Origin of the sequence: Lelliottia sp. RWM.1 (assembly GCF_016859735.1) — a bacterium.
Lineage (GTDB): Bacteria > Pseudomonadota > Gammaproteobacteria > Enterobacterales > Enterobacteriaceae > Enterobacter.
In genome coordinates this window covers 131,227-143,839 of sequence record NZ_WLVC01000004.1, presented here as the reverse complement: position 1 = coordinate 143,839, position 12,613 = coordinate 131,227, and the positions used below count along the sequence as shown (strand labels likewise).

The 12,613-nt window shown below is 50.4% G+C and carries 12 protein-coding genes; 7 read left to right on the top strand and 5 right to left on the bottom strand.

The window, feature by feature from the left end:
• Positions 1-17: 17 nt before the first annotated feature.
• From leuD to leuL, 5 genes are all read right to left on the bottom strand, one after another.
• Positions 18-623: a 3-isopropylmalate dehydratase small subunit gene (leuD, locus tag GF617_RS05265; RefSeq protein WP_203451237.1), complete on the bottom strand. Its 606-nt coding sequence runs from the start codon at positions 621-623 to the stop codon at positions 18-20.
• A 10-nt stretch (positions 624-633) separates the two neighbouring features.
• On the bottom strand, positions 634-2,034 hold the full coding sequence (gene leuC, locus GF617_RS05260; RefSeq protein WP_203451236.1) for a 3-isopropylmalate dehydratase large subunit: 1,401 nt from the start codon (positions 2,032-2,034) through the stop codon (positions 634-636).
• 2 nt (positions 2,035-2,036) lie between these two features.
• Positions 2,037-3,128: a 3-isopropylmalate dehydrogenase gene (gene leuB / locus GF617_RS05255; RefSeq protein ID WP_181622239.1), complete on the bottom strand. Its 1,092-nt coding sequence runs from the start codon at positions 3,126-3,128 to the stop codon at positions 2,037-2,039.
• A complete protein-coding gene (gene leuA / locus GF617_RS05250; protein WP_203451235.1) occupies positions 3,128-4,699 on the bottom strand; it encodes a 2-isopropylmalate synthase in 1,572 nt (523 codons plus the stop codon). Before leuA ends, leuB begins: the two co-directional genes overlap by 1 nt.
• Before the next feature lie 90 nt (positions 4,700-4,789).
• Positions 4,790-4,876, bottom strand: coding sequence for a leu operon leader peptide (leuL, locus tag GF617_RS27490; RefSeq protein WP_181623687.1), 87 nt, complete (start codon positions 4,874-4,876; stop codon positions 4,790-4,792).
• A 629-nt stretch (positions 4,877-5,505) separates the two neighbouring features.
• On the opposite strand from leuL, the gene leuO reads away from it, so the two are divergent.
• From leuO to ftsL, 7 genes are all read left to right on the top strand, one after another.
• Positions 5,506-6,450: a transcriptional regulator LeuO gene (gene leuO / locus GF617_RS05240; protein ID WP_181623688.1), complete on the top strand. Its 945-nt coding sequence runs from the start codon at positions 5,506-5,508 to the stop codon at positions 6,448-6,450.
• Between the two features lie 379 nt (positions 6,451-6,829).
• On the top strand, positions 6,830-8,554 hold the full coding sequence (ilvI, locus tag GF617_RS05235; protein ID WP_203451234.1) for an acetolactate synthase 3 large subunit: 1,725 nt from the start codon (positions 6,830-6,832) through the stop codon (positions 8,552-8,554).
• Position 8,555: 1 nt separating this feature from the next.
• Positions 8,556-9,047: an acetolactate synthase small subunit gene (gene ilvN, locus GF617_RS05230; protein WP_181622242.1), complete on the top strand. Its 492-nt coding sequence runs from the start codon at positions 8,556-8,558 to the stop codon at positions 9,045-9,047.
• 179 nt (positions 9,048-9,226) lie between these two features.
• Positions 9,227-10,231 (top strand): catabolite repressor/activator, encoded by a 1,005-nt coding sequence (gene cra, locus GF617_RS05225; protein WP_013095565.1) that lies wholly within the window; start codon positions 9,227-9,229, stop codon positions 10,229-10,231.
• Between the two features lie 605 nt (positions 10,232-10,836).
• Positions 10,837-11,295 (top strand): division/cell wall cluster transcriptional repressor MraZ, encoded by a 459-nt coding sequence (gene mraZ, locus GF617_RS05220; protein WP_181622243.1) that lies wholly within the window; start codon positions 10,837-10,839, stop codon positions 11,293-11,295.
• A gap of 2 nt (positions 11,296-11,297) precedes the next feature.
• Positions 11,298-12,239, top strand: a complete 942-nt coding sequence (gene rsmH / locus GF617_RS05215; RefSeq protein ID WP_203451233.1) for a 16S rRNA (cytosine(1402)-N(4))-methyltransferase RsmH — start codon at positions 11,298-11,300, stop codon at positions 12,237-12,239.
• Positions 12,236-12,601: a cell division protein FtsL gene (gene ftsL, locus GF617_RS05210; RefSeq protein WP_014068894.1), complete on the top strand. Its 366-nt coding sequence runs from the start codon at positions 12,236-12,238 to the stop codon at positions 12,599-12,601. Before rsmH ends, ftsL begins: the two co-directional genes overlap by 4 nt.
• Positions 12,602-12,613: the final 12 nt, after the last annotated feature.

Here is a 12,613-nt window from a genome sequence, read left to right as displayed (position 1 = left end):
TGACGCAGGCCCTTTTTTTAGCCCATAAACGCAGGCTGTTTATTTTCGTAAGCGGCAATCGCATCGTCGTGTTGCAGGGTTAAACCAATGCTGTCCAGGCCATTGATCATGCAATGGCGGCGGAAAGCATCAATCGTAAAGCTGTAGGTTTTATCCCCGGCTTTTACGACTTGCCCTTCCAGATCCACTTCAAACGACATCCCCGGATTCGCCTGCACCAGGTTGAACAATTCGTCGACCTGATCATCGCTCAGCGTCACAGGCAGCAACTGGTTGTTGAAGCTGTTGCCGTAGAAGATATCGGCGAAACTCGGCGCGATCACCACTTTGAAACCGTAGTCTGTCAGTGCCCACGGAGCATGCTCGCGCGATGAGCCACAGCCAAAGTTTTCCCGCGCCAGTAAAATCGACGCACCCTTAAATTGCGGGAAGTTCAGCACAAATTCAGGGTTAGGCTGTTGCCCCTGATCATCGAGGAAACGCCAGTCATTAAACAGATGCGCGCCAAACCCCGTGCGGGTGACTTTCTGCAAAAATTGCTTGGGAATGATCGCGTCAGTATCAACGTTGGCTGCATCCAGTGGGACAACCAGGCCTGTATGTTGGGTAAATTTCTCTGCCATGATTGTCTCCTTATTTCAGGCTGCGAATATCGGCAAAATGGCCGGTGACGGCAGCAGCAGCGGCCATCGCCGGGCTGACCAGGTGGGTACGTCCACCACGACCCTGACGGCCTTCAAAGTTACGGTTGCTGGTAGAGGCACAACGTTCGCCTGGGTTCAGACGGTCATTGTTCATCGCCAGACACATGGAGCAACCCGGCAAACGCCATTCGAAACCGGCTTCAATAAAGATTTTGTCCAGACCTTCTGCTTCCGCCTGTGCTTTCACCGGGCCAGAACCCGGTACAACCAGCGCTTGCACGCCCGGCGCGACTTTACGTCCTTTGGCGATCTCAGCTGCGGCACGCAAATCTTCAATACGGGAGTTGGTGCAGGATCCGATAAAGACTTTATCAATGGTGACATCTGTCAGTGGTACACCAGGTTTCAGCCCCATGTAGGCTAACGCTTTTTCTGCGCTGGCACGTTCGACTGGATCGGCGAAGGAGGCCGGATCAGGCACGTTGTCGTTGACGGAAATGACCTGGCCTGGGTTTGTTCCCCAGGTGACCTGTGGCGCAATCTCTTCTGCCTGCAAGGTCACAACGGTATCAAAAGCTGCACCGTCGTCAGTTTTCAGCGTTGTCCAGTAGTTGACCGCATCATCAAAACTCTTGCCTTTCGGCGCATGCAGGCGGCCTTTCACATAGTTGAAAGTGGTTTCGTCTGGCGCAACCAGCCCGGCTTTTGCACCCATCTCAATGGCCATGTTGCACAGGGTCATACGGCCTTCCATGCTCAGCGCCTGGATGGCTTCGCCGCAAAATTCAACGACGTGACCTGTACCGCCTGCACTGCCGGTTTTACCGATGATCGCCAGTACGATGTCTTTTGCAGTGATGCCTGGCGCGGCTTTGCCCTTCACTTCAATTTTCATGGTTTTGGCGCGGCCCTGTTTCAGGGTCTGTGTCGCCAGAACGTGTTCAACTTCAGATGTGCCAATACCAAAGGCCAGTGCACCAAACGCACCGTGTGTGGCGGTATGAGAGTCACCACAGACGATGGTCATGCCCGGCAGCGTGATACCTTGCTCTGGCCCCATAACGTGGACGATGCCTTGATACGGGTGATTCAGGTCATACAACTCTACGCCAAACTCGTTGCAGTTCTTAATCAGCTCCTGCATCTGGATACGCGCCATTTCACCTGACGCATTGATATCTTTGGTCTGGGTGGAGACGTTGTGATCCATGGTGGCGAAGGTTTTGCCCGGTTGACGAACCGGACGTTTGTGCGCACGCAGGCCGTCAAAGGCTTGTGGAGAGGTCACTTCGTGGACCAGATGACGGTCGATGTACAGCAACGGGGTTTCGTTTGGCGCTTCATACACAACGTGCGCATCAAACAATTTTTCGTATAACGTCTTCGCCATGATTACACCCCTTCAGCGACATAGCGGGCAATGATATCGCCCATTTCATCGGTACTGACTGCTGCCGCGCCGCGGGCTAAATCCCCGGTACGGATACCTTCTTCTAACGCACGGTTGATGGCATTTTCGATGGCGGTGGCGGCATCGTTCGCATCCAGGCTGTAGCGCAGCAGCAGGGCCAGGGACAGGATTTGGGCAATCGGGTTTGCGATGTTTTTGCCTGCGATATCCGGTGCGGAACCGCCTGCAGGTTCGTACAGACCAAACCCTTCTTCATTCAGGCTTGCGGAAGGCAGCATGCCCATGGAACCGGTGATCATCGCGCATTCATCTGACAGGATGTCGCCAAACAGGTTGGAGCACAGCAGAACATCGAACTGAGAAGGATCTTTGATCAACTGCATAGTCGCGTTGTCGATATACATGTGTGCCAGCTCGACGTCCGGATACCCTTTTGCGACTTCGCTGACGATCTCACGCCATAAAATAGAGGACTGCAGAACGTTCGCTTTATCAATCGACGTCACTTTACGGCGGCGTTTACGCGCGGATTCAAAGGCGATATGGGCGATACGTTCGATTTCAAAACGGTGATACACCTCGGTATCAAAAGCTTTCTCATGCTGACCGCTGCCTTCACGGCCTTTAGGCTGACCAAAATAGATCCCCCCGGTCAGCTCACGCACGCACAGGATATCGAAGCCATTCGCGGCGATGTCCGCACGCAGTGGGCAGAACTCTTCCAGCCCCTGGTACAGCTTCGCTGGACGCAGGTTGCTGAACAATTTGAAATGCTTACGCAATGGCAGCAGTGCGCCACGCTCAGGTTGTTCAGCGGGGGGCAGATGCTCCCATTTCGGACCACCCACGGAGCCAAACAGGACAGCATCGGCATTTTCACAGCCTTCGACGGTTGCTTTTGGCAATGGCGTCCCGTGATTATCGATAGCGATCCCACCCACGTCATGGTGGCTGGTGCTAATTTTCATCGCAAAACGCGTGCGAACGGCTTCCAGTACTTTCAGCGCCTGTGCCATCACTTCCGGACCAATACCGTCGCCCGGTAACACAGCAATATGGTAATTCTTCGACATTACACGGTTTCCTTTTTGTTCTCTTTATTCTGAGCTTTGCGTTGCAATTCTTTTTCGACTTCGGCGGCGCGCCAGATGTTGTTCAGGACATGCACCATTGCTTTGGCAGAAGATTCAACGATATCGGTCGCCAGGCCGACGCCATGGAAGCGGCGACCGTTGTAATTGACCACGATATCCACCTGACCCAGTGCGTTTTTACCCTGGCCTTTGGCAGTCAGATCATATTTGACCAGTTCCACGTCATAGCTGGTGACGCGGTTGATTGCCTGATAAATCGCATCAACCGGGCCGTTGCCGTTAGCGGCTTCCGCTTTAACTTCATCGCCACAGGCCAGTTTGACGGAGGCGATGGCAATGTCGCTGGAGCCAGACTGTACACTGAAGTAGTCCAGACGGAAGTGTTCAGGTTCTTCCTGCTGTTTGTTTATGAATGCCAGCGCTTCCAGATCGTAGTCGAAGACCTGGCCTTTCTTGTCGGCCAGCTTCAGGAAAGCGTCGTACAGGTGATCCATGTTGTAGTCGCTTTCTTTGTAGCCCATCTCTTCCATGCGATGTTTCACCGCAGCGCGGCCGGAACGTGACGTCAGGTTCAGTTGCACCTGGTTCAGGCCAATGGACTCTGGCGTCATGATTTCGTAGTTTTCGCGGTTTTTCAGGACGCCGTCCTGGTGAATACCTGAGGAGTGCGCAAATGCACCAGTACCGACAATCGCTTTATTCGCCGGAACCGGCATGTTGCAAATCTGGCTGACGGTCTGGCTGGTGCGCCAGATTTCGTTGTGATTAATCTGAGTGTGCACGTTCATGATGTCCCGGCGCACTTTGATGGCCATGATCACTTCTTCCAGCGAACAGTTACCTGCGCGCTCACCGATACCGTTCATCGCGCCTTCAACCTGGCGTGCACCGGCATGAACGGCGGCAATGGCGTTGCCGACGGCCAGGCCCAAATCATCATGGGTATGAACGGAGATGATGGCTTTATCAATATTTGGAACGCGGTCATACAGACCGGTGATGATGTTGGCGAATTCGAACGGCATGGTGTAGCCGACGGTGTCCGGAATGTTGATGGTGCGCGCGCCGGCATTGATGGCCGCTTCAACCACACGAGCCAGGTCTTCAATTGGCGTTCTGCCGGCATCTTCACAAGAGAATTCAACATCATCGGTGTGGTTGCGTGCGCGTTTAACCATATAAACTGCACGTTCGATAACCTCATCCAGCGTGCTGCGCAACTTGGTCGCAATGTGCATCGGCGAGGTGGCGATAAAGGTATGAATACGGAATGCTTCCGCGACTTTCAGCGATTCGGCTGCGACATCAATATCTTTCTCAACACAACGGGCCAGGCCACATACACGGCTGTTTTTGACATGACGTGCGATGGTTTGAACCGACTCAAAATCACCCGGTGAAGAGACAGGGAAGCCCACTTCCATCACGTCGACGCCCATGCGTTCGAGGGCCAGTGCAATCTGCAGTTTTTCTTTCACACTCAGGCTTGCCTGTAATGCCTGTTCACCGTCACGTAAGGTCGTATCGAAAATAATGACTTGCTGGCTCATGGGTTAGGTCCTTGTCTGTCTTAGGTCGCCTTGCTACGAGCATAAAAAAACCCGCGCAATGGCGCGGGTTTCTTGTTTACTGAAGACGATTCAATGCTGAATTTCGCCCGCCAGTCTACCGCGCACAGTGGATGCGTTTAGTAGTAGTAGACCGAGTGAACGAATGTTGCGAGTCATGAATCATGCTCCAGATAAATACGATATGTATCTAGTGGTACTGGATACGGTGATTCATGTCAACCCCTTGGGGTAAAATGACATCAATTCCCCGACGTGATGCACCCATTAACTTTAGCTTATTGTGCTGGTTTTTTCTTTTATGACCATTCTAATTGTCTAATTTTGGAAATGGCATTCATCTTCGGAATGATTTAAATATAATTTGTATCAATTAAACATAATATGATTTTTACTCCCTGTGATCGTAAATCTTTTAAGTATCATTAAATTATAACTATGATGAATGATGTGGAGGCCCAAAAATGGGATGTTATGATAATGGAATGTTAACTACTGCGCGTGCTTTGGCTTTAATAGTTTAATAATACTTAAACCATCATTAACCTGACAGGTGATTGTTTATTTACATCATTTATGATTTGATCTCGCGCATATTGCTTTTTATATGTTTAGAACTCTCTTCTTTGTCAGTAAAGCGCTTGTCGTTTTCTCGTTGATTACGGCTTTATATATTCCGAATTTTAAATAATTCGCTTTCGTAGGTTGTATATGCATGGTAAATCATATTTTTCGAAGTTATTACTGCTCATTGATAAAGGGAGTTTAGTGTGACAGTGGAATCAGGAATGCCAGAAAATAATATTAAACAGGCCCGAGTGTATGATGGCGTTAAACCTCAGTTGCGCACGGTTGATCTCAATCTTTTAACCGTGTTTGATGCGGTGATGCAGGAACAAAATATCACGCGAGCGGCACAGACACTTGGGATGTCGCAACCCGCGGTGAGTAACGCTGTCGCCCGGCTTAAGGTAATGTTTAATGACGAGTTATTTGTGCGTTATGGACGAGGCATTCAGCCCACGGCCCGCGCATTTCAACTGTTCGGAGCCATCCGGCAGGCGCTTCAGCTAGTTCAAAATGAGCTTCCTGGGTCTGGTTTTGAACCGTTGGTGAGTGAGCGTGCGTTCAATCTTTGTGTGTGCAGTCCGCTGGATAATTATTTGACGTCGATTATTTACAATCGAGTTGAAGAAATTGCGCCAAATATTCATCTGGTATTTAAATCGTCGCTAAATCAAAACACTGAACACCAACTTCGTTATCAGGAGACAGAATTTGTCCTGGGTTATGAGGAGTTTCGGCGTCCAGAGTTTTCATGTGTACCGCTGTTTAAGGATGAAATGGTTTTAGTGGCCAGTAAAAAACATCCACGTATGAATGGACCATTGCGGGAAAGCGATGTGTATAACGAACAGCATGCGGTTGTTGCTCTCGACCGATATGCTTCATTTAGCCAACCGTGGTATGACACTATCGATAAACAAGCGAGTGTTGCTTATCAGGGAATGGCAATGGTGAGCGTATTAAATATTGTCTCACAAACTCAACTGGTCGCTATTGCACCGCGCTGGCTGGCTGAAGAATTCGCCCCTCAGTTAAATCTGCAAGTTCTTCCTCTGCCTTTAAAGCTAAATAGCCGAACCTGTTATCTTTCCTGGCATGAAGCGGCTGGAAGGGATAAAGGCCATCAATGGATGGAAGAGTTACTCATCAGCGTTTGTCGGCGATAAGCTTATCGGGATAAATCGTCCCTGAACTTGCGATTTATCCTGCATTTTTTTATTTCCATGTTATTTTGTCCTGTATGATTTTTTTCTGCTTGCTGTGAACCTCGCAAAAATAGATGAATTCCTGAATCCGCTCTCTTTTAACCGATGAATTGTCATCGTGTTCACTTATTCCAGATGAATTCACCATATCCAGTCGCAATGCGTGTTGTTTCTGCTTTCATTGCCATTTGCTGCCCTCCGTTTGCTAATTGCCTGCCTCATAACGAGCGGTTAAGGTAACTGTCACTCTGCAAAATATAAGATTGGGACATCCCGATCAGAAGACGGAACGGAAATGAATTCTGCCATCCGTCTATAACAAAAAGCCTGGAGGCAAAGCATGGAGATGTTGTCTGGCGCGGAAATGGTCGTCCGATCGCTTATTGATCAGGGCGTGAAGCAAGTGTTCGGCTATCCCGGAGGCGCGGTACTTGATATTTATGATGCGCTACATACGGTAGGTGGCATTGACCATGTTCTGGTACGTCACGAACAGGCGGCTGTGCATATGGCTGATGGGCTGGCGCGAGCAACGGGTGAAGTAGGCGTTGTACTGGTTACGTCTGGCCCTGGGGCAACCAATGCCATCACCGGTATTGCCACTGCGTATATGGATTCGATCCCACTGGTCATTCTCTCCGGCCAAGTTGCTACCTCGCTGATTGGCTATGATGCTTTTCAGGAGTGCGACATGGTGGGGATCTCGCGTCCTGTCGTAAAGCACAGTTTCCTGGTCAAACAAACGGAAGACATTCCCGGTGTGCTTAAGAAAGCTTTCTGGCTGGCGGCAAGCGGCCGTCCTGGCCCGGTGGTTGTCGATCTGCCAAAAGATATTCTGAACCCAGCAAACAAACTGCCTTATGCCTGGCCAGAATCGGTGAGCATGCGCTCTTATAACCCGACGACCCAGGGACATAAAGGGCAGATTAAGCGAGCGCTGCAAACACTCCTGGCGGCCAAAAAACCGGTTGTCTACGTAGGCGGTGGGGCGGTTAACTCAGCTTGTGAAACGCAACTGCGTGAGTTGGTTGAAAAGCTCAATCTTCCTGTTGCATCGTCGCTGATGGGGTTAGGGGCGTTCCCGGCAACACATCGTCAGGCTTTGGGTATGTTGGGGATGCACGGGACGTATGAAGCCAATATGACCATGCATAACGCCGATGTGATTTTTGCTGTCGGGGTACGTTTTGACGATCGCACCACCAATAATCTGGCGAAATACTGTCCTAACGCAACGGTGTTGCATATCGATATTGATCCCACATCGATTTCCAAAACGGTTCCAGCCGATATTCCGATTGTTGGTGATGCACGTCAGGTGCTGGATCAAATGCTGGATCTGTTGGGGCAAGAAACGATCACACAGCCACTGGATGAGATCCGTGACTGGTGGCAGAACATCGAACAGTGGCGTGCGCGTCATTGTCTGAAATACGACACGAAAAGCGAAAATATCAAACCGCAGGCTGTTATCGAAACGATCTGGCGTCTGACCAAAGGCGAGGCCTACGTGACGTCCGATGTGGGCCAGCATCAGATGTTTGCTGCACTTTATTACCCGTTTGATAAACCTCGTCACTGGATCAATTCTGGTGGTCTGGGAACTATGGGTTTTGGCCTGCCTGCTGCACTTGGCGTAAAACTGGCTTTACCGAATGAAACTGTCGTGTGCGTGACGGGTGATGGCAGTATTCAGATGAATATCCAGGAACTGTCTACGGCACTGCAATATGAGCTTCCGGTTCTGGTGTTGAACCTGAACAATGGCTATCTCGGTATGGTGAAGCAGTGGCAGGACATGATCTACTCTGGTCGCCATTCCCAGTCTTATATGACGTCATTACCCGATTTTGTCCGCCTGGCTGAAGCTTACGGCCACGTTGGCATGCGTGTGACTGACCCAACTGAACTGGAAGCAAAACTCGGTGAAGCACTTGAGCACGTTAAGAACAACCGCCTCGTTTTTGTCGATGTCATTGTCGACGGTACAGAGCACGTGTATCCGATGCACATTCGCGGAGGGGGTATGGACGAAATGTGGTTAAGCAAAACGGAGAGAACCTGATATGCGCCGGATATTATCTGTATTACTGGAAAACGAGTCAGGCGCGTTGTCACGTGTCATTGGGCTTTTTGCACAGCGCGGCTACAACATTGAAAGCCTGACCGTAGCCCCAACGGACGATCCGACGCTTTCGCGCATGACTATTCAGACCGTGGGCGATGCGAAAGTGCTTGAGCAGATCGAAAAACAGTTGCACAAACTGGTCGATGTACTGCGAGTGAGCGAATTAGGGCAGGGCGCATATGTCGAGCGTGAAGTCATGCTGGTTAAGATTCAGGCTAGCGGGTATGGACGTGAGGAAGTCAAACGGAACACGGATATTTTTCGTGGGCAGATTATCGATGTAACGCCTTCTATATATACTGTGCAACTCGCAGGAACCAGCGACAAGCTGGATGCATTCCTGGCATCCATCCGGGATGTGGCGAAAATTGTAGAGGTTGCGCGCTCAGGTATCGTGGGGCTCTCCCGCGGTGATAAAATCATGCGTTAGATGTCAAAACAATTTGCCTCTTTCTGCCCGGTCGCCAAAGCCGGGCTTTTTTTTGCGTAACGGGCAGTCAATGCAGATAAAAGCGGTTGCCGCGATGACTATTCTGCGTTTACATGTTAAAAGATTTAACCATAACCTTGACAAGGCCATGGACTCTTTTCTTTTTTTAAGGGGCAATTGTGAAACTGGATGAAATCGCCCGGCTAGCCGGCGTGTCACGAACTACGGCAAGCTATGTGATTAACGGTAAAGCAAAGCAATACCGTGTCAGCGATAAGACCGTTGAGAAAGTCATGGCAGTGGTGCGTGAACATAACTACCATCCGAATGCTGTCGCTGCTGGCCTTCGTGCCGGACGAACCCGCTCTATAGGCCTGGTGATCCCCGATCTGGAAAACACCAGCTACACCCGTATTGCTAACTATCTCGAACGTCAGGCTCGCCAGCGCGGTTATCAACTTTTGATTGCCTGTTCGGAAGATCAGCCAGATAACGAGATGCGTTGCATTGAACATCTGCTTCAACGGCAGGTGGATGCGATCATCGTTTCAACCTCGTTACCGCCTGAACACCCGTTTTATCAACGCTGGGCAAATGATCCGTTCCCCATCGTTGCACTGGACCGAGCGTTGGACAGAGAGCACTTCACCAGTGTTGTGGGTGCAGACCAGGATGATGCTGAAATGCTGGCGGCAGAGTTGAGAACGTTTCCGGCAGAAACGGTGCTCTATTTGGGAGCCCTACCGGAGCTTTCTGTGAGTTTCCTGCGTGAGCAAGGATTCCGGACCGCCTGGAAAGATGATCCACGTGAAGTGCACTATCTCTATGCCAATAGCTACGAGCGCGAAGCCGCAGCGCAGTTGTTCGAAAAATGGCTGGAAACGCACCCTATGCCGCAGGCATTGTTCACGACCTCTTTTGCGCTGCTGCAAGGGGTTATGGATGTGACATTACGCCGCGACGGGAAATTGCCATCCGATCTGGCGATTGCAACCTTCGGTGATAATGAACTGCTGGACTTCCTCCAGTGTCCGGTTCTTGCCGTTGCCCAGCGCCATCGCGATGTAGCAGAACGTGTATTGGAAATTGTTCTGGCAAGCCTTGATGAGCCGCGTAAGCCTAAACCGGGGTTAACCCGCATCAAACGTAATCTTTATCGTCGCGGAATTCTGAGTCGCCATTAATGAAATAGAGAAAGGGGAGTGAAAACTGCCCCTTTTTTTGTGGAATAATTCAGAATCGTAATTCCCGGATAAAATTTAGGATAATTCCTTAGGAATCATAGCCTGCTATTTTTCTTAATTGATTTGGGCTTTTAAATTGTCTTTAAAAGCGCATTTAGCCCTTTCTCATTCGTTGTTTTGTATTGTTTTGTTACAAAGACTGTCCGGCCGATGAATAATCAGCCGTTTTTTCTGTCCACCGACCAGCCTGTGCTGCTCTGCTGCGGTTCCACGTGCCGTTATGATGAATCTGACGCTGTTATCACCAGACAATATGTCTTAAAATGCCGCCCGCGTCGCAAACTGACACTTTATATTTCCCTGCGATGATATTGAGTGGCCCTTAACGCTAGTGTGCATATTCTGTTTTTTTCTTACAAATATTCATAACGTTAATTTTGCCTCGCCAGTTGTGCAGTTATTAATCAGGTCGGGTTATATCCCTAAATAGACGCCTTTCGGGCCGATATAGCGATAGTCCTGGCTTGACAAGCTTTTCCCTCGCTCCGTAAACTCCTTTATGTGGGAATTTGTGGGTTAAAGTGGTGAGGAGGGGTGAGGCTGGCATGTTCCGTGGAGCAACGTTAGTCAATCTTGACAGCAAAGGGCGTTTATCGGTTCCAACCCGATACCGCGATCAGCTGATCGAGAACGCTTCAGGTCAAATGGTTTGCACCATTGACATCAACCACCCCTGCCTGCTGCTTTACCCCTTACCTGAATGGGAAATTATTGAGCAAAAGCTGTCGCGACTGTCGAGCATGAACCCGCAAGAACGCCGTGTGCAGCGGCTGTTATTGGGACATGCCAGTGAGTGTCAGATGGATAACGCAGGGCGTTTACTGATAGCGCCTGTGTTGCGGCAGCATGCCGGTCTGACAAAAGAAGTGATGCTGGTCGGGCAGTTCAACAAGTTTGAACTGTGGGATGAAACGACCTGGTATCAACAGGTCAAGGAAGATATCGACGCTGAGCAGTCTGATTCCGCAACATTGTCGGAACGGCTGCAGGACTTGTCTCTATAAATATGATGGAAAATTATAAACATACAACGGTGTTGCTGGATGAGGCCGTTAACGGCCTGAATATTCGTCCAGACGGCATCTACATTGACGGAACCTTTGGCCGTGGTGGTCACTCGCGTTTGATTCTCTCTCAACTGGGCGAGGAAGGACGCTTGCTGGCAATTGACCGCGATCCGCAGGCGATTGCCGTTGCGCAAACCATCAATGACCCTCGCTTTTCCATCGTGCATGGCCCCTTTTCTGCGCTCGCCGATTATGTTGCTGAGCGTGGCCTGACGGGTAAGATCGACGGGATTCTTCTCGATCTTGGCGTATCTTCACCACAACTTGATGACGCAGAACGTGGTTTTTCCTTTATGCGCGACGGCCCACTGGATATGCGCATGGACCCTACCCGGGGTCAGTCTGCTGCCGAGTGGCTGCAAACCGCTGATGAAGCGGATATCGCCTGGGTGATAAAAACCTTTGGTGAAGAGCGTTTTGGAAAACGTATTGCGCGCGGCATCGTTGAGCGTAACCGCATCGAACCGATGACACGCACGAAAGAGTTGGCAGAGGTGATTGCTACGGCAATGCCGGTGAAGGATAAACACAAACATCCCGCGACCCGTACCTTCCAGGCGGTTCGCATCTGGGTAAACAGTGAACTGGAGGAAATAGAGCTGGCGCTAAAAAGCTCGCTCGGCGTGCTGGCCCCTGGTGGGCGGTTATCCATTATCAGTTTCCATTCGCTGGAAGACCGTATTGTGAAGCGCTTTATGCGTGAGCAAAGCCGCGGTCCACAAGTGCCAGCGGGGTTACCGATGACGGAAGAACAACTCAGGAAGCTGGGCGGCCGTCAATTGCGAGCATTAGGCAAGTTGATGCCGGGTGAAGAAGAGGTGGCAGAGAATCCACGTGCCCGTAGTTCAGTGCTGCGAATCGCAGAGAGGACGAACGCATGATCAGCAGAGTGACAGAGACCCTAAGCAAAGTTAAAGGATCGTTAGGAAGCAACGAGCGCCATGCTTTGCCTGGCGTGATCGGCGACGATCTTTTGCGGTTTGGGAAACTGCCACTCTGCTTGTTCATTTGCATCATTGTGACGGCCGTAACGGTGGTAACAACAGCCCACCATACACGTTTATTAACTGCGCAACGCGAGCAGATGGTACTGGAACGCGATGCACTGGATATCGAATGGCGAAATCTGATTCTTGAAGAAAACGCGCTCGGCGATCACAGCCGGGTTGAACGGATCGCAACGGAAAAGCTGCAATTGCAGCATGTTGATCCTTCGCAGGAAAATATCGTAGTACAAAAATAAGGGAAAACGCGA